Origin of the sequence: Burkholderia sp. Cy-637, assembly GCF_011753175.1 — a bacterium.
Lineage (GTDB): Bacteria > Pseudomonadota > Gammaproteobacteria > Burkholderiales > Burkholderiaceae > Burkholderia > Burkholderia gladioli.
Window position 1 is genome coordinate 38,834 of record NZ_VWWC01000028.1, and the last position, 21,583, is coordinate 60,416.

Consider the following 21,583-nt stretch of genomic DNA (forward strand, 5'->3'; position numbering starts at 1 on the left):
CGAGTCCTCAAGCATCCGCGGCCGATACGTCATACCGCGGCGTATCCTTCTGCGCGACGTGGATCTTGCCACCCGCCAGCGTACGCAGCACCACATAGAACACCGGCGTGAGCATCAGCCCGAACAGCGTGACGCCGAGCATGCCGAAGAACACGGCGACGCCCATCGCATGACGCATCTCGGCACCGGCACCCGAGGACAGCACCAGCGGCACCACGCCCATGATGAACGCGATCGAGGTCATCAGGATCGGGCGCAACCGCAGCCGGCTCGCCTCGACGGCAGCCTGGAACGGCGTGCGTCCGTCGTGCTCGAGCTCGCGGGCGAACTCGACGATCAGGATCGCGTTCTTCGCGGACAGCCCCACCAGCACCATCAGGCCGATCTGCGTGAAGATGTTGTTGTCGCCCTGCGTGAGCCACACGCCCGTGAGCGCCGACAGGATGCTCATCGGCACGATCAGGATCACCGCCAGCGGCAGCGTCAGGCTTTCATACAGCGCGGCCAGCACCAGGAACACCAGCAACACGCTGATCGGGAAGATCAACAGGCCCGCGTTGCCCGCCAGGATCTGCTGGTAGGTCAGGTCGGTCCATTCGAACTTCACGCCGCGCGGGAACACCTGCGCCGCGATCCGCTCGACCGCCGCCTGCGCCTGCCCCGACGAATAGCCGGGCGCCGGGCCGCCGTTCACGTCGGCCGCCGTGTAGCCGTTGTAGCGCACCACCATTTCCGGCCCGAAGGTCGGCGTCACGGTGACCAGCGAGGACAGCGGCACCATCTCGCCGTTCGCGTTGCGCGTCTTCAGCAGGCCGATATCGTCGGGCTTCTGGCGGAACGGCGCATCGGCCTGCACGCGAACCTGGTAGACGCGGCCGAAGCGGTTGAAGTCGTTCACGTAGAGCGAGCCGAGGTAGATCTGCATGGTGTCGAACACGTCGGTCACGTTCACGCCGAGCTGCTTGGCCTTGGTGCGATCGAGGTCGACATTGAGCTGCGGCACGTTGATCTGGTAGCTGGTGAACAGCGGACCCAGCTCCGGCGCCTGCTGCGCACGCTTGATGAAGTCCTGCGTCGCATCGGCCAGCCGCGCGTAACCCACCGCGCCGCGATCCTCGACCTGCATCTTGAAGCCGCCCAGCGTGCCGAGCCCGAGCACCGGCGGCGGCGGGAACACGGCGACGAACGAATCCTTGATGCCCGCGTACTGCTGGTTCAGCGCGCCCGCGATGGCGCCGGCCGACAGCGCCTTGCCATGACGATGGTCGAACGGCTTGAGCGTGACGAACACGATGCCGGCGCTCGAGCTGTTGGTGAAGCCGTTCACCGACAGGCCCGGGAACGCCACCGCGCTTTCCACGCCCGGCTGCTTGAGCGCGATCGAACTCATCTGGCGAATCACCTTCTCGGTGCGATCGAGCGAGGCGCCGTTGGGCAACTGCGCGAAGGCGATCAGGTATTCCTTGTCCTGCGCGGGCACGAAACCGCCGGGCACCAGCTTGCCCATCAGCACCGTGGCACCGAGCAGCACCACGTAGATGCCGAGCATCAGCGACTTCCTCGACAGCACGCCGCGCACGCCGCGGCCGTAGTTCTCCGCGCCGCGATGGAACACCTTGTTGAAGCCGCGGAAGAAACCGCCGAACAGCCGGTTCATCACGCGCGTGAGCCAGTCGGGCTTCTCGTCATGGCCCTTCAGCAGGATCGCCGAGAGCGCCGGCGAGAGCGTCAGCGAGTTGAACGCCGAGATCACCGTCGAGATCGCGATGGTCATCGCGAACTGCTTGTAGAACTGGCCGGTCAGGCCCGACATGAAGGCCAGCGGCACGAACACGGCCACCAGGGTCAGCGCGATCGCGATGATCGGCCCGCTGACCTCGCGCATCGCCTTGTAGGTGGCTTCGCGCGCGGACAGCCCGCTCTCGATGTTGCGCTCGACGTTCTCCACCACCACGATCGCGTCATCCACCACGATCCCGATCGCCAGCACCATGCCGAACAGCGACAGCGCGTTGATCGAGTAGCCGAACATCAGCAGCAGCGAGAAGGTACCGATGATCGACACCGGCACCGCGATCAGCGGGATGATCGAGGCGCGCCAGGTCTGCAGGAACACGATCACCACGATCACCACCAGCGCGATCGCCTCGAGCAGGGTATGCACCACGGCCTTGATCGAGGAACGCACGAACTGCGTCGGATCGTAGACGATCCGGTATTCGACGCCCGTGGGCATGTCGGCCTGCAGTTCCTTCATGGTCGCGCGGACCTGATCCGAGATCTGCAGCGAGTTCGCACCCGGCGACTGGTTGATCGCCATCGCCACCGCCGGCTGGTTGTCCAGCAGCGAGCGCAGCCCGTATTCGGACGCGTCGAGATCGATCCGGCCGAGGTCGCGCAGGCGCGTGACCGCGCCGTCCGGCGCCGTCTTCACGACGATGTTGCCGAACTCCTCCTCGGTCTGCAGGCGGCCGCGCGCGTTGACCGACAACTGCAGCGGCGTGCCCGGAATCGACGGCGAGGCACCGATCACACCGGCCGCCACCTGCACGTTCTGCTCGCGGATCGCGCGCACCACGTCGTCGGCGGTCAGGTTGCGCTCGGCCACCTTCTGCGGATCGAGCCAGACGCGCATCGCGTAGTCGCCCGCGCCCCACAGCTGCACCTGGCCCACGCCCTGGATCCGCGACAGGCGGTCCTTGACGTTGATCAGCGCGTAGTTGCGCAGGTAGGTCATGTCATAGCGGTTGTCCGGCGAGATCAGGTGCACCACCATGGTCAGCGTCGGCGAGCTCTTGACCGTGGTGATACCGAGGCGCTGCACGTCCTCGGGCAGGCGCGGCAGCGCCTGGTTCACGCGGTTCTGCACCAGCTGGGTGGCCTTGTCCGGATCGGTGCCGAGCTTGAAGGTGACCGTGATGGTCACGTTGCCGTCGCTATTGGCCTGCGACTGCATGTACAGCATGTCCTCGACGCCGTTGATCTGTTCCTCGATCGGCGAAGCGACGGTCTCGGCGATCACCTTCGGGTTGGCACCCGGGTATTGCGCCTTGACGATCACCGACGGCGGCACGACTTCCGGATATTCGGAAATCGGCAGCATGAACATCGCGATCACGCCGCCCAGCAGGATCAGGACGGATAGGACTCCTGCAAAGATCGGACGATCGATGAAGAATTTGGATATGTTCATGAAAAGCTCTTTCTGGTTATGCGCGAGTGGGCCGTTTTCTCAAACGGCCATCAGGACGACGCGCGGCCGGCGGCGGGCAGCGAGGCCGCCGCGACCGGAGCCGCCGCGTCGTCGCCGCCCGTCATCGGCACCATGTGGACCTTCACCTGTTCGCCCGGGCGCACGCGCTGCGTGCCGTTGACCACCACCCGGTCGCTCGCCTGCAGGCCGCCGGCGATCACGCGCTGGTTGCCGTGCAGCGAACCGATCTGCACCTCGCGATAGGCCACCTTTCCCTGGGCGTCGACCACGAACACGAACTTCTTGTCCTGGTCGGTATTGATCGCCGCGTCGTCCACCAGCAGGGCCGGATGCGGGGCGCTGCCGTCCACCTTGACGCGCGCGTAGAGGCCCGGCACCAGGGTGCCGTCGGCGTTGTCGAAGCGCGCCCGCACGCGGATCGTGCCCGACGAGGTATCGAGCCGGTTGTCGACCGAGTCGATCACGCCGTTGCGCGAATAACCGCTTTCATTGGCCAGGCCCAGGTCGACCGGCACCTTGCGGCCGTCGCGCTGGTTGCCGATGTAGCGCAGGTAGGTCTGCTCGTCGGCGTCGAACGAGGCGTAGATCGGCGACACCGAGACCAGCGTGGTCAGCGGCGCGGCCGAGGCGCCGGCCGACACCACGTTGCCCAGCGTGATCTCGGCGCGCGAGGCGCGGCCGGTGAACGGCGCGACGATGCGCGTGTAGCCCAGGTTGATCCTGGCGGCCTCCAGCGCGGCGGCGGCGGCCTTCACGTTGGCCGCCGATTCGCGCGCGGCGTTCTGCTTCTCGTCGTAGTCGCGCTTGGCGATCGCGTTGTCGCCGATCAGGCGCTGCGCGCGCTGCCAATCGGTCTGCGCATAGCCGTCGCGCGCCTGCGCGGCGGCCAGTTGCGCGGCCGTGCGATCGACCTCGGCCTGGTACGGGCGCGGGTCGATCACGAACAGCACGTCGCCCTTCTTGACCAGGGCGCCGTCCTTGAAGTTGACCGAGACGATGGTGCCCGACACCAGCGGGCGCACGTCGACGCGCTCGATCGCCTCGAGGCGGCCCGAGTAGGTCTGCCAGTCGGTGATGGTCTTGGACAGCACGTTCGCGACATCGACTTCCTGCAGCGGCGGCGCAGCGTTCTGGGGGGCACTGGCGCTGGCGCGGATCACGCCGAACGCGCCGCCGCCGACGGCGACGACGACCGCCAACGCGGCTGCCGCGATGCGGGAGCGGGGAGTACGTAGGATGGACATGAAGATCTCCGGTTGCGTTGGAATAGGTAAACGGCTCAGGTCTGCGCCTGGAAACGGCAGGTCAGGAAGCGCACGGCTTCCTGCAGCGCGGGGGCGTAACCGCCCAGCTCCGCGTGCGTGACGTCGGGATAACGAATCACCTGGGTGAGCACGCCGGCCTCGATCAGCCGGGCGGCGTACTTCTCGGCCTCGACGTGCAGCACGTCGTTCTGCGCGGTCGCGATCAGGGTGGCCGGCAGCCGCGCCAGGCGCGCCGATTCGAGCGGCGCCGCATAAGGGTGCATGCGCTGCGCCGGCTGGGGCAGGTAGGCGCGATAGCAGGCGGCGCATTCCTTGACCGTGATGTCGGAGCCGAGCTGGCGCTCGTCGCCCATGCGCGTCATGCTCGGGTCGAGCATCGGCCCGAACAGCGCCTGCGCGGCGATCGAGATCTCGCCGCGATCGCGTGCGATGAAGGCCAGGCAATTGGCGATCTGGCCGCCCGCGTCGTGGCCGGCCACCGCGATCTTGCGCGGGTTGCCGCCGAACGCGCGCGCCCGGGCCTCGACCCAGCGCACCGCGCGATAGGCGTCCTCGGGCGCGGCCGGAAACGGATGTTTCGGGGCCAGCGAATAATCGACCGATACCACCAGCGCCGGCAGCCGCTCGGCGATGAAACGCGAAGCGAAGTCCGCGTCCGCGAGCGAACCGCGGACGAAACCGCCGCCGTGGAAATAAAGCACTACTGGCAATCCGGTCTTGTCGGGACGCCGATAAAGGCGCAATACGATGTCCTGGGCATGCCCTTCGATTTCGACATCGGAGACCGCGAGCGAGGTGCCCGCCAGCTCCGGCGCGGCCGGAGCGGAATTCAGCAGATTGCGAAAACCGGATGCATCCATGAGTCAGGCGCGAAAGCGCGTCCATTGCGAGATGGAGCGCATTCTGGGTCCGGCAGACATCAGGATAAATGCCTATAATCCGGCAACACAATTCAGGGGCCTCGAACAATCGGCGCCCGGAGCTGCCCAAAAGCCGCTCCAGACCGGCCGATCGGGGCCGAACAATACCGGAGGTAGCGATGGACCGTCTTCAAGCGATGCAGGTCTTCACCCGCGTCGTCGATACGAACAGCTTCACGAAGGCCGCGGAGACGCTGAGCCTGCCGCGCGCGTCCGTCACGACGATCATTCAGAACCTCGAAGCGTTCCTCGGCGTGCGCCTGATGCACCGGACCACGCGCCGGCTCTCGCTCACGCCCGACGGCGCCGCCTACTACGAGCGCTGCGTGCGGATCCTGGCCGAGGTCGAGGAAACCGAGGCCAGCTTCCAGATCAACAACCGCAAGCCGCACGGCAAGCTGCGGGTCGACATGCCGGGTTCGCTGGGACGGCTGGTGGTGATCCCGGCGCTCAACGAATTCCGCGATCGCTACCCCGACATCGACCTCCAGCTCGGCCTGTCGGACCGCCCCGTCGACCTGCTGCAGGAAGGCGTCGACTGCGTGATCCGGGTAGGCGCGCTGCAGGATTCCTCGCTGGTGGCGCGTCGCGTCGGCCTGTTCGAGGGCGTGACGGTGGCCTCGCGGGCCTACCTGGAACGCTACGGCGAGCCGCGCTCGATCGACGACCTGGCCGATCATCGCGCGGTCAATTATTTTTCGAGCCGCACCGGCCGCAACATCGACTGGGCCTTCCTGATCGACGGCCAGGAGGTGGAGGTCAAGATGGAGAGCGTGGTCTCGGTCAACGACGCCGACGCCTACGTGACCTGTGGTATCGAGGGCTTCGGCCTGATCCAGCCGCCGCTGTTCATGGTGCTGCCGCAACTGCGCTCGGGCGAGCTCAAGGAAGTGCTGACCGGCTACAAGCCGCTGCCGATGCCGATCTCGGTGGTCTATCCGCATAGCCGCCACCTGTCGCCGAAGGTGCGCGTGTTCGTCGACTGGGTGGCCGAGGTGTTCGACCGCTGCCCGCTGCTGAACGGCTCGGGGCGCCCGCCGCTCGACACCATCTGCAGCAAGCGCACCTTCGAGGAAGCCGAGCGCGCGCCGGTACTCGATACGCCGATGGTCACCGAATGGGTGGCCTGAGCGCCTGAACGCCGCCCGTCGGGCGGCATCGATCCTCAAGGCAAACGGGGCGGCCAACTGGCCGCCCCGTCGTGTTTCAGCGCCACGCTCGCTCAGTCGAGCAGGCCCAGGATTTCCTCATACAAGGCACGCGGCACCCTCACGCCCTGCGCGATGCTGCGCTCGCGCGCCGCGAAGCGGCGTTGCGAAGGCAGGCGCGCGCCCTGCGCGGCGATCTCGCCGAGCACGCGCTCGCCGCTCGCGCGACCGGCGTCCCGCGCGTCGCCGGCGAACACGGCCGGATCGAAGGCCAGCAGCAGTTCGCCGTGATACGGCGAGGCGCCCGCGCCACCGTCGTAGTCGAGCGATTCGGGGCTGGTCAGGTCGCCGATCAGCGCGCCCGCCATCAGCTCGACCATGGTCGAGAGCGCCGAGCCCTTGTGGCCGCCGAAGGTCCGCATCGCGCCGCGCAGCGCCGCGTGAGGATCGGTGGTCGGGCGGCCCTGCTCGTCGATCGCCCAGTCCTCGGGGATCGGCTTGTCCTGGCGCGCGTGCAACTCGATCTCGCCGCGCGCGATGGCGCTGGTCGCGAAGTCGAACACATAGGGCAGTTGCCCGTCAGGGCGCGGCCAGGCGAAGGCGATCGGGTTGGTGCCGAACACCGGCCGCGTGCCGCCGGCGGGCGCGACCCAGGCGTGGCTCGGGCACATCGCGATGCCGACCAGGCCGTGCGCGGCGATCGCCTCGACCTCGGGCCACAGCGCCGAGAAGTGATAGCAGCGGCGGATCTTCAGCGCCGCCAGCCCCTGCTGGCGCGCCGCCTCGACCAGCGCCGGCAGGCCCAGCTCGAAGGCGGGCAGCGAGTAGCCGCCGTGCGCGTCGACCTCGATCACGCTGCCGGCCAGCCGGCGCAGGCTCGGCACCGCGCGCGGATCGACGCGCCCGGTGCGCAGCGAGCGCACGCAGACGATCAGGCGGTAGATCCCGTGCGAATGGCATTCGTCGCGCTGCCCCTGCACGATCACCGCGGCGATCGCGCGCGCGTTCTGCTCGGTCATGCCGTGCCGCGTCAGCACCCGGCGCGCGAGCGTATCGACCTCGTCGAGCGACAACCTCACTTCCTCAGCAATACTCATCGACTCTCTCCAGGCCGTGCGCCGGCCTTGTTCGCGTGCCGCGGCGGCCGCGGCGGACTGTCGGCGCGCCAGTGCCACGGCACGCTCGAAAAAGAAACGCCGCGACGGCCGGAAACGCCGGCGCGGCAAGAGGGCAAACGCGGCGGGCATGAACACGGGCCCCCGTATCACTCGTCGTTGTCGAGCCGCAGCTTGGCGGCCGGCACGCCGGTGGCGGCGCCCCAGTAGTAGGTCAGCAGCGCGATCGCCGCCACCACCAGCGTATCGGCCGGGTGGCCCAGCACCCCGATCCCGCCGAAGCTGCCCAGGTAGGAGGCGAGGACGATCAGCGCGTAGAACGCGATCAGCCAGGCCGAGGAACGCACCTGCTCGCCCAGGCTCATGTGCTCGGTCGGCACGAAGCGGCGACAGGCCAGGTAGACCAGGAACAGCAGGATCTGCAGGCCGAGCAGCCAGGAGACGGTGCTCCAGCCCGACCAGTAGACGATCAGCGCGGCGACGATGAAGGACAGCGGGCCCAGCACCGCGAAGGCGCCGGCGCGAAACGGCCGCGGCAGGTCGGGCGCGGTGCGGCGCAGCGCGGCCACCGAGACGGGCGCCACCGCGTAGCTGAGCACCAGCGCCGCCGACACCACGTTGATCAGCACGTCCCAGGAAGGGAACGGCAGGGTCCAGAACACCGAGAGCGCGAGCGTGAGCCACAGCCCCGCGCGCGGGATCCCGCTGGCCTCGTCGATGCGCGTGAAGACGTTGAAGAAGGTGCCGGTCTTGGCCCAGCCATAGACCACGCGCGGCGCCGCGTTCATGTAGATGTTGCCGCAACCGCTCGGCGAGATCATCGCGTCGGCCACCACCATGTAGGCCAGCCAGCCGACCCCGAGCACCGTGGCGATATCGCGGTAGGGCAGGGAGAACGCGCGATCGATGCCGCCCCAGCCGCCGGCCAGCATGTCGGTCGGGATCCCGCCCAGGAAGGCCAGTTGCAGCAGCACGTAGATCAGGGTGGAGAGCAGCACCGAGAGGATCAGCGCGATGGGAATCGTGCGCTGCGGATCGCGCACCTCGCTGGCCACCGAGATGATCGGCGTGAGCCCGAGATAGGCGAAGATCACCCCGCCCGCCGACACCGCCATCTCGACGCCGGACAGCCCGAACGGCGCGAAGCCGGCCACCTGCAGGTTGCGCGGCTTGAAGAACACGAACAGCACCACGATCACCGCCAGCGGCACCACGAACTTGAACAGGCTGATGATGTTGTTGGCCGTCGCGAAGGTCTTCACGCTCGAGTAATTGAGCCGGAAGAACAGGCACAGCAGCGCGAACTGCAGCAGCCAGCCGAGGGTGGTCGGCGCGTTCGAGCCGGGCACGGTGAGCGCCGGGAACCAGGCGGCCGCGTACTGGCGCGCCGCCACCACCTCGATCGCGATCAGGCTGGAGAACGCGATCAGCGTGATGAAGCCCATCAGGTAGCCGAGCAGCGGGCCGTGCGAGAACACCGGGTAGCGCACCACGCCGCCCGCGCGCGGCAGCGCGGCGCCGAGCTCGCAGTAGACGATGCCGAGCAGCAGCACCGCGAAGCCGCCGAGTACCCAAGAGAAGATGCCGGCCGGGCCGGCGATGCTGGCCACGTGGCTGGCCGCGAACAGCCAGCCCGAGCCGAAGATCGCGCCGAGCCCGATGAAGGTCAGGTCGGTCAGCGAGAGTTGCCGCTGGAATTTGCCTTGTGCCATCTGTCTGTCTCCTGCCATGTAGGCCGTCCGGTCGTGCGCGCCGGCGCGTCGCCCGCCGGACGGCGGGTCACGCAACCGGAACGCAGGGACGAACGCCCGCGCCGCGCGCAGGCGATGCGCACGGTGCTCGGGGCGCCGAAGCGGCGCGGGAGGGAGAGAGCCGGGCCAGGGTGGCGGCCCGGCCGGTCGAAGCGGTTCCGGCTGCGGCGGATCGGGCGAAGCGGGCCACGCGCGCGGCGCGGGCCGCCCCGTCCTGCTCAGGTCCTGCTCAGAGGCCGACGTCGGGCAACGCGGGACGATTCGCGAGCGCCTCGGCGACGATCTTCTTCACGTGCGCGAGCGCCTCGCCTTCGAGCGCGAGACGCGGCGGACGCGTGATCGCGCTGCCGCGGCCCAGCAGTTCCTCGCACAGCTTGATGCACTGGACCAGGTCGGGACGCGCGTCGAGGTGCAGCAGCGGCATGAACCAGCGATACAGCGCGAGCGCCTCGTCGAAGCGCTTCTGCATGGCCAGGCGGAACAGCGTCTCGCCTTCCTTCGGGAACGCGTTCGACATGCCCGACACCCAGCCCTGGGCGCCCACCGCGATGCTCTCGACCACCACGTCGTCGAGGCCCGCGAACAGCACGAAGCGATCGCCGACCGCGTTGCGGATGTCGATGAAGCGGCGCGTATCGCCCGAGGAATCCTTGAAGTAGACGATGTTCTCGCAATCCTGCAGCGCGATCAGCACGTCGGGCGTGACGTCGTTCTTGTAGATCGGCGGATTGTTGTAGACCATCACCGGCAGGTCGGTGCTGGTGGCGACGGCGCGGAAATGCGCGGCCGTCTCGTGCGTCTTGGCCGAGTAGACCAGCGCCGGCATCACCATCACGCCGTCCACGCCGGCCTTGGCCGCGGCGCGCACGGTCTGCCTGGCGAATTCGGTGGTGAATTCCGCCACGCCGGCGATCACCGGCACGCGGCCGCCCGAGGCGTCGCGCGCGGCCTCGATCACCGAGATCTTCTCGGCCACCGTCATCGAGGTGTTCTCGCCCACCGTGCCGCACACCACCAGGCCCGACACGCCGTCCTTCACGAGATTGCTCATGACGCGATGCGTGGCCTCGAGGTCGAGCGAGAAATCGGGCTTGAACTGCGTGCTGACGGCGGGGAATACGCCGCTCCAGTGCTTGGCGGATTGGGTCATGTTCCAGTCTCCTCGAAGGGGAAGTCGAATCGGTGCAGCGAGTATCCGCCCGCCAAAACCTCGCGGCTTGTGACTAATTACCGGTGACGATGATGAAATCGGCACAGCCGGCAATGCCTTCGATCGGCTGACTGCGCTGTCCCGTAATGGGCGAGACGGTTCGGTATCGAGTGGTCCTCATGCGCACCGGATACCAGCCGGGGCACGCGGCGCGCGGCCGGGAACCGCCCGCGGCGGCCGCGCCGGGCGCGCATTCGAGGGCACGATCCTCTCGGATGCGATGTATTTTTGCAACGCAGCATGCCCAATGGAATCGTCAACTTCGGAGCATCACACTATTGCTCCAAATGCATCAATTCGAAAACGGCCGCCGGTGCCGGCTCGCCAGGAATCGCCGAAATCCAGTCTGGACAAGGCTTTTGCCTGACCCTATTCGCAGTACGGAAATCGATTGTTCCAGCACGACGACAATTCAATTCGCGACGGCCTTATTTATCGATGCTGCGCGCGCACCTAAATTTCACTCCATCGCGCAACCGGACCGGAAGCGCTCCCGAATCCCCAAGGAGTTGAACATGAACCGCCTCGCCCTCACCGCCGCCGCTCTCGTGCTGTCCGCCACCGCCGCTTCCGCCTTTGCCGATGGCGGCATCGGCCGCGCCGGCAGCTACGGCGACCTGCCCGCCATGCACGCGAACACCACGCAAGCCCCGCTCACCCGCGCCCAGGTGCGCGCCGAACTCGCCCAAGCCCAGCGCGACGGCACCCTGGCCCTGATGCGCAAGAGCACCTCGTATCCGCAAGGCATCGAGCTCGCCCAACAACGCGCCGCCCATTCGGAATCGGGCGCCCCGTCGAGCGAACTCGCCTCGGCCAACCGCTAAACCAGCCGCGCGCGGCCCAGGCGCCGCGCATCCCCGGCAAACCCTGTCACCGGAAGGAGGTCACGATCATGAACCCGAACGAACCGAAACCGTCGCAGCTCGACCACTGGGACCAGACCACGCCGGTCTGGATCCCGTTCCGCGCGCAGCCGCGCGGCAACGAGAGCGAGTGACACGCCGATGAAAAAACGGGCGGCCTTCGCGGGCCGCCCGTCGATGTTTCACCGCCTCGTGCCCGTCGGGCCCGGCCGTCGCTCCTCGGGAAGGCGCGACGGCCGGGCCCGATTCTTTTCAACGAGGCGCCAAGCGCGGACGAAGCACCGCGATCAGCGTGCCGGCACGCCGTCGCGCCACTCGCTCCAGTGCGTGACGATGTCCTGCACCAGCGGATTGCCGGCGCGATACAGGTTCTCGGTCGCGATCGTGAAGCCGCCCTGGTCCGCGTAGTTGAGCAGGTTGTCGACGCTGGTCTGGCCCGGGTACGGGCGATCGAAGTCGGAGCCGGTGCGCAGCACCGCCACGCGCGAGAGGTCGACCCGCTTGGTGGCCGCCGCGCGCGTGAGCGCCTCGTAAGTGGCGTTGTCTTCCTGGGCCGTCATGCAATAGGTGCCCTTGCCGTCGGTCAGGATCTTGGTCCACTGGCGCGCGCGCTCGCCGATCTTCGTGCCCGAGAACCAGGTATTGCCCGACGAGGTATCGCAGCGGACCACCGCCGGCGGCCGGTTGGCCGGCGCCGTGTCGAACTTCGCGCGCGCGGCCTGGGCCTGCGCGTTGTCGGCCAGGGTCACGTTGCGCGACAGCGCATAGGCCGCCTCGGTCAGCTTCGGATTCAGCTCGAACACCTCGGTCTTGTAGTCGAGCGGCGGCTTGTCGCTCGGGCTCTTGGTATTGATGCCGAGGTAACCGGTGTTCCAGCCGGCCGGGATCTCGCGCGCGTCGAGCTCCCACTGCAGGCTGAAGTCGACCAGGTAATGCGACCAGGCCGCCGAGCCGACCGTGCCCTGGGCCGGATCGACGCCGGCGATGCCCGAGACCAGGAAGTAGGTGCGGCGCAGGTCGAACTTCGGCGAGAAGCCCAGCGCCATGATGGTGGCCGCGGCGTTCGCATAACCCATGCCGGTGGTCACCACGCAGACGTCCTGGCGGTTGCACTGCACGTTCGGATAATCGGGCGAAAGGCCTTCCACCCTGACCTGCGTCCAGGGGCCGATCCGGTCGGTCCAGGCCTGCCCTTCCGGCCCGAACATGGTGATGATCATCACCTTGGGCGCGCGCGTGCCGGCCGCGTGGTCGGCGCCGTCCTGCGCGTCCTGGGTGGTGGCGGAGTTCTGCGCGACGGAAGGCACCGTGGCGCACGCGGCCAGCGAGACAACGGCCGCGGAAATGATCGAGCGAGTCAGCATCGTCGTTCCTTATGAATGGAGTGGTGAGAACGGCTATCGACATGCGAGGCGCGCGCGCCGCACCGGGCCCTCCGGCATGGCGCGCGCGTCGGTTTCGTCGTGACGCGGGGACACGACGCGGCCCGCGGCGATCGAGGTCGCCGTCAGCCAGGCCGCAAGCGTAGCGAACACGCGGCACGCGCCGCCGGCAAGCCCGAAGCGGCGAACGCAGGAGCGAGCGGAACCGGCGAAACCGGCCGCGAATTCGTACGACAGGATTGCGATTCTATCGGTCGGGCGCGGCCGGCCAAATTTCCGGGCGCCCGGCGCAATGAAAACGGGAGCCGCGATGGGCTCCCGTCGATGGGCGGCGACCTGCGCCGGCGGCTCAGTTCAGGGCCTCAGGTCACCTCCTCAGGTCGCCTCCTCAGGTCACCTCGATGCGCGGCGCGCCGTCGACCAGTTCGCCGATCACGGCCGCCTGCGCGAAACCGTCGGCATGGAAGCAGGCCAGCACCTCGTCGACGCTGTCTGGCGCGCAGGCCACCAGCAGGCCGCCCGAGGTTTGCGGATCGGTCAGCAGGGCCTGCGCGATCGAGGGCAGGCCGTCGCCCAGCCGTACCTCGGCGCCATAGGCGGCCCAGTTGCGCCCCGACGCGCCGGTCACCACGCCGGCCTCGGCGAACGCCTCGGCGCCGGCCAGCCAGGGCAGCGCGGCATAACGCACGCGCGCCGTCAGCCCCGCGCCGCGCGCCACCTCGAGCCCATGGCCGAGCAGGCCGAAACCGGTCACGTCGGTCATCGCGTGCACGCCCGGCAGCGCGGCCAGTTCCGCGCCGGGCCGGTTCAGCTTGGTGGTGGCCGCGATCATCGCCGCGTAGCCGGCGGCGTCGAGCTGGTTCTTCTTGAGCGCGGCCGACAGCACGCCGACGCCGAGCGGCTTGCCGAGCACCAGCACGTCGCCGGCGCGCGCGCCCGCGTTGCGCTTGACGCGCGAAGGATGCACCAGGCCCAGCGCGGCCAGCCCGTAGATCGGCTCGACCGAGTCGATCGAATGACCGCCTGCGACGGGAATACCCGCCTCCGCGCAGACCGCCTCGCCGCCCTTGAGCACCGCCGCGATGGTCTCGTGCGGCAGCACGTTGATCGGCATGCCGACCAGGGCCAGCGCCAGGATCGGCTTGCCGCCCATCGCGTAGACGTCGGACAGCGCATTGGTGGCGGCGATCCGGCCGAAGTCGTAGGGATCGTCGACGATCGGCATGAAGAAATCGGTGGTGGCGACGATCGCCTGCTCGTCGTTGAGCCGGTAGACGGCGGCATCGTCGGCGGTCTCGGTGCCGACCAGCAGGTCGGGGAACAGCGCGGGCGGCGCATTGCGCTTGAGCAGGTCGGCCAGCACGCCCGGTGCGATCTTGCAGCCGCAGCCGCCGCCGTGCGACAGGCTGGTCAGGCGCGGCGGCTGATTCGATTGCGGGTTCGAGTTCATGGCGAGGGTGTGGTGGTGGTTGGGAAAGCGCCATTATCGACAATCCGCGGCGAACGCGGGCGCGACCCGCGCCGGGCGTCACGAAACGGACACTTGGCGAAACCGGGAGCATGCTGCGATAATCCACGGCTTGCCGCATTTTGCCTCCGATTGCCGCAAGCCCGGCCGGGCTTGCGGGCAGCTAAACCGGCTCCTCGTCTCGCGCCCCCCGCCGTCATGGATCATCTGCTCGTCGCCCTCGTGCTGTTCTCCGCGCTGCTGCACGCGATCTGGAATGCCTTCCTGCACGTCAGCGAGGATCGCGTGATCCAGCTCGGGACGATGGCCGTGCCCTACCTCGTCGCCGGGGTGGCCGGCGCGCTGTGGCTGCCGGCGCCGGCCGCGGCCGCGTGGCCCTACATCGCGGCCTCGGCCCTGCTCGAGATCGGCTATTGCGTGGCGCTGCTGCGCGCCTATCGCAGCGGCGAATTCAGCCAGATCTACCCGATCGCGCGCGGCAGCTCCCCGCTGCTGGTCGCGCTGTTCGCCTTCGCCGCGCTCGGCGAACGGCCCTCGGCCTTCGCGCTGGCCGGCATCGCCCTGGTTTCCGGCGGCATCATCTCGCTCGCGCTGCGGCGCGGCCTGCGCCTGTCCGGCGAGAGCGTGCCCTATGCGGTGCTGACCGGCGTATTCATCGCCGCGTATTCGGTGGTGGACGGCATCGGCGTGCGCCTGGCCGGCAATTCGCTGTCGTATATCTGCTGGGTCTACCTGCTGTGGAACGTGCCGCAGTTCGTGCTGGTCTGCGCGCTGCGCGGCGGCCCGCGCGCGCTGCTGGCGCCGAGCGCCACGCTCTGGCGCGGCGTGGCCGCCGGCACCTGCGCGCTGGGCGCCTATGCGATCGTCACGCTGGCCTACCGCTACCTGCCGGTGGCCACCGTCTCGGCGCTGCGCGAGACCAGCTCGATCTTCGCGATCGGCATCGGCTGGTTCGCCATGCGCGAGCAGCCCACCACGCGGCGCCTGCTGGCCTGCGCGATGGTGGTGGCGGGCGCCGTGCTGATCCGGATGTAGCGCGCAGGCCGACCCATCCAGCGGCCCGGCGTGCTCAGCGATCCACCACCTTCACCGGCAAGCCGGTCTTGTACTGCACGCGGCGCAGCGTGATCGCCGTGCTGACGTCGCGCACGCCCTCGATGGTGGCCAGCCTGGACATCACGAAGCGCTCGATGCCCGGGATGTCGTTGGCGACCACGCGGATCATGTAGTCGTAGGCGCCCGTCATCAGGTAGCACTCCATCACCTCGTCGCAGCCGCGGATCACGCGCTCGAAAGCCGCCAGCGTGTCGGCCGACTTCTCCACCGCCACCGACACGTAGGCGTTGACGGGATAACCCACCTTGTCCTGGTCGAGCACCGCGACGTAGTCCTTGATCACGCCTGCCTCCTCGAGCAGGCGGATGCGCCGGTACAGCGGCGAGGGCGAGATCGACAGTTCCTCGGCCAGTTCGGCCGCCTTCACGTGCGCGTTGCGCTGCAGCGCGTTGAGGATCGTCACATCGGTCTTGTCGAGCTTCATTGGCTCCATTCCTCAATTCGACTTGAAAAATTGGCGTTTCGAGCCAGGCATGGCAGCGAATCGCACAGGTTTTGGCTGAACTGTACAGCGCTGCGCCGCTACCATTCCAGCAGTTTCGGTCCGCGAGGACGCGAACGCGAACTGTGGAGAGCAAGGATGAAGGTCGTGGTGATGGGCGCGGGCGCCGTGGGGTGCTTCTATGGCGGGATGCTGGCGCGGGGCGGCCAGGACGTGGTGCTGATCGGGCGAGCGCGGCATGTCGAGGCGATCGGCGCGCAGGGCCTGCGCTTCGAATCCGCGCATTTCGACGAGCGCGTCCCGGTGCGGGCGAGCACCGATCCGGCGGCGGCCGCCGAGGCCGACCTGGTGCTGGTCTGCGTGAAATCGGACGATACCGTCGAGGCGGCCGAGGCATTGCGCCCGCACCTGAAGCGCGAGGCGATCGTGGTGTCGCTGCAGAACGGCATCGACAACGCGGCGACCCTCGAGGCCGCGCTGGGCCGCCCCGCGATCGCCGCGGCCGTCTACGTGGCCTGCGAGATGGCCGATGCCGGGCATCTCCGGCATCACGGGCGCGGCGACCTGATCATCGGGACCGCCGCCGGCAGCGAGGCGGTGGCGCGGTGCTTCGAGGCAGCCGGCGTGCCGACCCTGGTCTCCGCCGACGTGGCCGCGGCCTTGTGGGACAAGCTGGTGCTGAACTGCTCGTACAACGCCATCTCGGCGCTGGTGCAACTGCCGTTCGGCGCGGTCAGCGGTCTGCCGGCGGCCGAGCAGGCGATGCGCGACGTGCTAGCCGAATGCCTGGCCGTCGCCCGCGCCGAGGGCGTGCGGATGGACCTCGATGCCGGCAGCCAGTACGCGCGCATTCGTCGGACTATCCCGGGCGGCCAGTATTCCTCGATGGCGCAGGATTTCGCGCGCGGCCGTGCCACCGAGATCGCGCACCTGAACGGCGCGATCGTGCGGCGCGGCACGGCGCTGGGGGTGGCGACGCCGGTCAATCAGATGCTGGTGGCGCTGATCGGCCTGATCGAGACGCGGATGGGAGGTGAGCGGGAAGCGGCGGGGACGCGCGAGGCGATGGCGGTTTGAGGGGGGCGTCAGACGTGGAGGACGTTTGCCGGAACGAGCGTCGATCGTGAGCCGTGTCAGACAGGCTGCAAAACCTGACTGTCAATACGCAGTTCTTGAGAACATAAGCTCTTGTTTCTTATAAATCTTCCTCAGTTCTCATGCTAGAGTGACTCTCGCAATTCCACCGGCATCCGGAGTCCCGCCATGAAACTCGAAGACCGCATTCGACGCTCGATATCGCAACGTGCAAGCCTGGTCGTCCTGCGCTCCGAATTCGCCAGGATGGGAAGCGATTCGCAGATCGGGCGCGTGCTGGCCCATCTGGTCGAGAACGGCGAATTGGTCAGGGTGAGCAAGGGCGCATTCGCCAAGACGCGCATCAACAAGTTCACCGGCAAGCCGACACCGGCGGGAACCCTGGAAGTCATCTCCGCGGAATTGTTCGCCAAGCTTGGAATCGAGATCAGATCGAGCCGGCTCGTCGACGAGTACAACCGCGGCGAAACTACTCAGGTTCCGGTGAGCAGCATCGTCAATACTGGCCGTCGACGCATCACTCGCAAGGTGACCGTAGGGAGTCGCACGCTGGCCTATGAAAGTCATTCCGGACGAACTCATCTCCGATATTGAAGATGCCGCTGCCGCGGGAATACTGAAAGCCCTCTCTCCCGCCGTGGCGGAGAAAGACATACACGTCACGGATGCGCTCCATGCCTTGTCTCGAATTCAACTCAGGCATGTCGCCCACCAGTTGAATCGGGCGCGGGGCAACCCGGCGCCCGCGACACTGGATGTAGCCACGCACTTGATCTTCGCCGGTGGCACCTGCCTTTCCAAGGCACATGGGCTGATCGAGCGGATGTCCGAAGACATCGACATCAAGGTCGTGCTCGATGCCATTCCACCGGGATACGCCCTGCCGCACCGGCAAGGCGACCGGAAACGTCTCGGCGACCTGCATGATGCCGTCGAACGCTGCCTGAGCGATATCGGCTTCGAATATGCGGCGGCGACGAGCGGCGACAATCCGGTTTCAAGGGACAATCGCCGCTACTACTGCCTTGCCGTCTCCTATGACGCACGATTCCAGGACGTTTCCGGCGCGCTTCGCCCGCAATTGAAGCTCGAACTCATTCATCGTCCTCCGCGGCTCCCCGTCGAGACACTCGAAATGGGCTATCTGCTCGACAGCTTCATTCCACGCGAACGACCTCATCGATTTGCGATGGCTTGCCTGTCAGCCGCTGAAACCCTGGCGGAAAAAGTCCTGTCCATGCTGCGTCGCTGTGCATGGAACTGGGACGGTTATCAGCGGGGCACCTTCGATACGGCGCTGATCCGGCATATCCACGATGTGCGATGCATCGTCGAATCGAATCCCGCCAGTCTCGAGGCCGCGCGCACTGTCTTTGCCGATCTGGTCAGGCAGGATGCCAGGGAGTTTCGAGGCCAGCATCCCCGCTTCGACACGGACCCGTTCGCGGTTCTACGACATACGCTGGACGCCGCCCGTCATCGTGAAGCGCTTCGCCGGGATTTCGACCAACGCCTGTCGCCGCTGATATACGGGGACGACAGACCGACGTTCGACACCTGCTTCGCCGCATTCGCCTCGGCCGCGCGAGAACTGCTGGCATAGTTCACGTCGATCGCTGCGCCGATGTATTCGCCTCAATCCGATTCCGTTGTCTCGGCCTGCACCGGCGTCCTGGCCATCTCCGGCCGGTTGGAATCGGCTGGCGCCTCGACGCCGGGCTCGGATTTACGCTCCCCATACAAATGCGAAATCGCCTCGTCGCAGAGATGATGCGGCGGATGCACCCAGATGGTCGACAGGAACCATTCGGGCCTGAGCCACATGAGCAGTCCGAACAGCAGCAGCACGGCGATCATGCCGAGCCACAAGGTAAGCAAATCCATGAGGAGTCCGTAAGCCAGTCGCGACACCCAAGCGGTGACACTTGGGTAACGCGCCAGGCTACCGGGCTATTCCATCGGCAGGCGCGATGGCGAAACAAAATGAGGAAGCGCGCCCGCCACCGGCGATACAGACCAATCACATCGGCGATCAGTTCGGCACCAGCCGCCAGCCGCCGCCCACGATCTCGACCATCACGCGCGCGCGCTCGTCGAGGCCCGAGTGATCGGTCGGCGTCATGTTGACGACACCCTGCGAGGTCCGCAGATCCCTGGTGTTCTCGAGCGCGGTGCGCAGCGCCGAGCGGAACGCCGCGGTACCCGGCTGGCCCTGCTTCAGCGCGACGGGAATCGCCTGCTGCAGCAACAGGCCCGCATCCCAGGCATTGCCGCCGAAGGTCGAGGTGCTGCCCGCGCCATAGGCACCGTCATAGGCGCGCCGATAAACCAGCGCGCTCGCCTTCACGGGGTTCGAATCGGGCAGTTGCTCGGCCACCAGCAAGGGGCCGGCCGGCAGGAAGGTGCCTTCGCAATCCTTGCCGCACAGGCGCAGGAAATCGCCGTTCGCCACGCCGTGGGTCTGGTAGTAGAGGCCCTTGTAGCCGCGCTCCTTGAGCGTCTTCTGCGGCAGCGCGGCCGGCGAACCGGCGCCGGCGATCAGCACCGCATCGGGATTGCGCGAGACGATCTTCAGCACCTGGCCGGTGACCGAGGTGTCGTTGCGCGCATAGCGCTCGCTCGCGACCAGCTGGATGCCGGCCTTCGCGGCCGCCTTGCCGAATTCGTTGAGCCAGCTTTCGCCATAGGCATCCGCGAAGCCGATGAAGCCGACCGTCTTCACATGATGCTCGACCATGTTCTGCACGATCGCGCCGGCCATCAGCGCGTCGTTCTGCGGCGTCTTGAAGGCCCAGCCGCGCTTGGCGTCCATCGGCGCCACGATCGAGGCGGCCGCGGCCAGCGCGATCATCGGCGTGCCGGACTGCGCGGCGATATCGAGCATCGCTAGCGAGTTCGGCACGATGGTCGAGCCGACCAGCGCGTCGACATGGTCCTCGCTGCTGAGCTTGCGTGCGTTCTGCACCGCGTGCGAGGGGTCGGAAGCGTCGTCGAGCACGATGTAGTCGATCTTCTGCCCGGCGATCTCCCTGGGCAGCAGCGCGATCGTATTCTTCTGCGCAATGCCGAGCGAGGCGGCCGGGCCGGTGGCCGAGACGGTCACGCCGATCTTCACGTCGGCCAGCGCCGGCAGGCTGACGAGCCCGGCGAGGCCGGCCAGCAGGCAGGCGGCGTGGATCGGTTTCAGCGCGGACAGGAAGGGCTTCATGCTGGGAGGCTCGTATCGAATGAATGGGCGGGACGGATCCCGGCCGGCGTCGCGCGACGCGGTACCGGCGCCCCCACTGAACGTTCGACCCGGCCCGGCTATTCCATGCGGGGAGAAAAAAGCCGCGCCGGCCGGCGCTAGCCGCCGCGCTTCGCGAACACCACCTCGTCGATCGCCTCGGCCAGCGTCTCGAAGGCCGGCCCGATCTCGTCCTCGGGCACACAGGCGTAGCCGAGCAGCAGCCCCGGCGCCGCGCGCGAGGGATCGGCGTAATAGCCGGACAGCGCGCGCACCACGATATTGCGTTCGAGCGCGGCCTGCGCCACGGCGCGATCGTCGGCGCCGTCGGGCAGGCGCATCACCAGGTGCAGGCCCGCGTCGCCGCCCACGGCCGGCAGCGCGTCGCCGTAGCGGCGCGCCAGCACGTCGAGCAGCGTCTGCCGCCGCAGGCCGTACAACGCGCGCATCTTGCGGATGTGCGACACGAAATGCCCTTCCGCGATGAATTCCGCCAGCACCGCCTGCTGCAGCAGTTGCCCCTCGCGATACAGCTCGGCGCTGGCGGTCGCGAAGCTTTCGGCCAGCGGCTCGGGCGCCACCAGGTAACCCACCCGCAGCCCCGGGAACAGCGTCTTGCCGAAGCTGCCCACGTAGATCACCTGCCCGCTGCCGTCGAGCCCCTGCAACGAGGCCAGCGGCCGGCTGCCGTAGCGGAATTCGCTGTCGTAGTCGTCCTCGATGATCCAGGCGCCGTGCTGGCGCGCGTATTCGAGCAGCATGCGCCGCCGCGCGAGGCTCATCACCATGCCGAGCGGGTACTGGTGCGAAGGGGTGACCAGCATCAGCCGGGGCGGCGTGGCGAGATCCTCGGCGCTCGGCGCGATGCCTTCCTCGTCGACGGGGATCGGCCGCGTGGTCAGCCCCGAGACGTGCAGCACGCTGCGCACGCCCCAGTAGCAGGGATCCTCGGTCCAGATCACGTCGCCGGGATCGGTCAGCAGGCGCGTGGCCAGGTCGATCGACTGGTGGATGCCGGTGGTGATCACGATCTGCTCGGGCGAGCAGCGCACCGAGCGCGAGGTGCGCAGGTAGTCGGCCAGCGCCTCGCGCATCGAGGCGAGCCCGCCGCCCGGCGCGTAGGTCAGCAGGTCGGGCCGCAGGCGGCGCCAGTATTTGTTGTGCAGGCGGGTCCAGACCCGGGCCGGAAAGCGCGACACGTCGGGCACGCCCGGCATGAAGGCGCCGCCCTGCCGTTTGGAGACCCCGGCGCCGGCCACCAGCCGCGCGCCGCTTCGTCGAAATAGATCTCCGAATAGCATTCGTCGGAGGCGATCACGAAGCCGTGGCGGTCCGACAGCGCGAACAGCTCGCGCCAGTCCTCCAGCG

Annotated in this window: 18 protein-coding genes; 6 read left to right on the plus strand and 12 right to left on the minus strand. The window is 67.9% G+C overall.

What is annotated here, in order from left to right; all coding sequences use genetic code 11:
- Positions 1-7: 7 nt before the first annotated feature.
- The 3 genes from F3J10_RS10990 to F3J10_RS11000 are packed head-to-tail and all read right to left on the minus strand — an operon-like array spanning position 8 to position 5,339.
- Complete coding sequence (locus F3J10_RS10990; protein WP_167242071.1) at positions 8-3,193, minus strand: efflux RND transporter permease subunit; 3,186 nt, start codon at positions 3,191-3,193, stop codon at positions 8-10.
- Positions 3,194-3,243: 50 nt separating this feature from the next.
- Complete coding sequence (locus tag F3J10_RS10995) at positions 3,244-4,458, minus strand: efflux RND transporter periplasmic adaptor subunit (protein ID WP_166912580.1); 1,215 nt, start codon at positions 4,456-4,458, stop codon at positions 3,244-3,246.
- Positions 4,459-4,493: 35 nt separating this feature from the next.
- A complete protein-coding gene (locus F3J10_RS11000) occupies positions 4,494-5,339 on the minus strand; it encodes an alpha/beta hydrolase (protein ID WP_025100179.1) in 846 nt (281 codons plus the stop codon).
- Between the two features lie 179 nt (positions 5,340-5,518).
- Here F3J10_RS11000 and F3J10_RS11005 point away from each other — a divergent pair, with 179 nt between their 5' ends.
- Positions 5,519-6,529, plus strand: a complete 1,011-nt coding sequence (locus F3J10_RS11005; protein ID WP_013689313.1) for a LysR family transcriptional regulator — start codon at positions 5,519-5,521, stop codon at positions 6,527-6,529.
- A gap of 92 nt (positions 6,530-6,621) precedes the next feature.
- On the opposite strand, the gene F3J10_RS11010 is transcribed toward F3J10_RS11005, so the two are convergent.
- From F3J10_RS11010 to F3J10_RS11020, 3 genes are all read right to left on the minus strand, one after another.
- The gene (locus F3J10_RS11010; protein WP_167242072.1) at positions 6,622-7,644 is read right to left on the minus strand and encodes an Ldh family oxidoreductase; all 1,023 of its coding nucleotides are present in this window, start codon (positions 7,642-7,644) and stop codon (positions 6,622-6,624) included.
- Between the two features lie 167 nt (positions 7,645-7,811).
- Positions 7,812-9,374 (minus strand): APC family permease, encoded by a 1,563-nt coding sequence (locus F3J10_RS11015; RefSeq protein ID WP_167242073.1) that lies wholly within the window; start codon positions 9,372-9,374, stop codon positions 7,812-7,814.
- Positions 9,375-9,642: 268 nt separating this feature from the next.
- Complete coding sequence (locus tag F3J10_RS11020; protein ID WP_013689310.1) at positions 9,643-10,563, minus strand: dihydrodipicolinate synthase family protein; 921 nt, start codon at positions 10,561-10,563, stop codon at positions 9,643-9,645.
- Between the two features lie 575 nt (positions 10,564-11,138).
- Here F3J10_RS11020 and F3J10_RS11025 point away from each other — a divergent pair.
- Positions 11,139-11,447, plus strand: a complete 309-nt coding sequence (locus tag F3J10_RS11025) for a DUF4148 domain-containing protein (RefSeq protein ID WP_025100182.1) — start codon at positions 11,139-11,141, stop codon at positions 11,445-11,447.
- A 326-nt stretch (positions 11,448-11,773) separates the two neighbouring features.
- Here F3J10_RS11025 and F3J10_RS11030 read toward each other — a convergent pair whose 3' ends face one another.
- Positions 11,774-12,850 (minus strand): purine nucleoside permease, encoded by a 1,077-nt coding sequence (locus F3J10_RS11030; protein ID WP_167242074.1) that lies wholly within the window; start codon positions 12,848-12,850, stop codon positions 11,774-11,776.
- A 406-nt stretch (positions 12,851-13,256) separates the two neighbouring features.
- On the minus strand, positions 13,257-14,318 hold the full coding sequence (gene selD, locus F3J10_RS11035; protein ID WP_025102149.1) for a selenide, water dikinase SelD: 1,062 nt from the start codon (positions 14,316-14,318) through the stop codon (positions 13,257-13,259).
- A 216-nt stretch (positions 14,319-14,534) separates the two neighbouring features.
- On the opposite strand from selD, the gene F3J10_RS11040 reads away from it, so the two are divergent.
- The gene (locus tag F3J10_RS11040) at positions 14,535-15,371 is read left to right on the plus strand and encodes a DMT family transporter (RefSeq protein WP_017918438.1); all 837 of its coding nucleotides are present in this window, start codon (positions 14,535-14,537) and stop codon (positions 15,369-15,371) included.
- Positions 15,372-15,405: 34 nt separating this feature from the next.
- Here F3J10_RS11040 and F3J10_RS11045 read toward each other — a convergent pair whose 3' ends face one another.
- Entirely contained in the window at positions 15,406-15,876 is a 471-nt protein-coding gene (locus F3J10_RS11045) for an Lrp/AsnC family transcriptional regulator (protein WP_025102147.1), read from the minus strand.
- Between the two features lie 156 nt (positions 15,877-16,032).
- On the opposite strand from F3J10_RS11045, the gene F3J10_RS11050 reads away from it, so the two are divergent.
- The 3 genes from F3J10_RS11050 (at position 16,033) to F3J10_RS11060 (ending at position 18,592) form a co-directional block, all read left to right on the plus strand.
- Positions 16,033-16,971, plus strand: a complete 939-nt coding sequence (locus F3J10_RS11050) for a 2-dehydropantoate 2-reductase (RefSeq protein WP_166912577.1) — start codon at positions 16,033-16,035, stop codon at positions 16,969-16,971.
- Positions 16,972-17,157: 186 nt separating this feature from the next.
- Positions 17,158-17,583 (plus strand): DUF6088 family protein, encoded by a 426-nt coding sequence (locus tag F3J10_RS11055; RefSeq protein WP_025102145.1) that lies wholly within the window; start codon positions 17,158-17,160, stop codon positions 17,581-17,583.
- Positions 17,546-18,592: a nucleotidyl transferase AbiEii/AbiGii toxin family protein gene (locus F3J10_RS11060; RefSeq protein WP_166912576.1), complete on the plus strand. Its 1,047-nt coding sequence runs from the start codon at positions 17,546-17,548 to the stop codon at positions 18,590-18,592. Before F3J10_RS11055 ends, F3J10_RS11060 begins: the two co-directional genes overlap by 38 nt.
- A 32-nt stretch (positions 18,593-18,624) precedes the next feature.
- On the opposite strand, the gene F3J10_RS11065 is transcribed toward F3J10_RS11060, so the two are convergent.
- The 3 genes from F3J10_RS11065 to F3J10_RS11075 all read right to left on the minus strand — a co-directional run bounded on the left by F3J10_RS11065 (position 18,625) and on the right by F3J10_RS11075 (position 21,516).
- On the minus strand, positions 18,625-18,873 hold the full coding sequence (locus tag F3J10_RS11065; protein ID WP_152554573.1) for a hypothetical protein: 249 nt from the start codon (positions 18,871-18,873) through the stop codon (positions 18,625-18,627).
- 148 nt (positions 18,874-19,021) lie between these two features.
- Entirely contained in the window at positions 19,022-20,197 is a 1,176-nt protein-coding gene (locus tag F3J10_RS11070; protein WP_025102142.1) for an ABC transporter substrate-binding protein, read from the minus strand.
- A gap of 137 nt (positions 20,198-20,334) precedes the next feature.
- Complete coding sequence (locus F3J10_RS11075; protein ID WP_205200254.1) at positions 20,335-21,516, minus strand: PLP-dependent aminotransferase family protein; 1,182 nt, start codon at positions 21,514-21,516, stop codon at positions 20,335-20,337.
- Positions 21,517-21,583 lie beyond the last annotated feature (67 nt).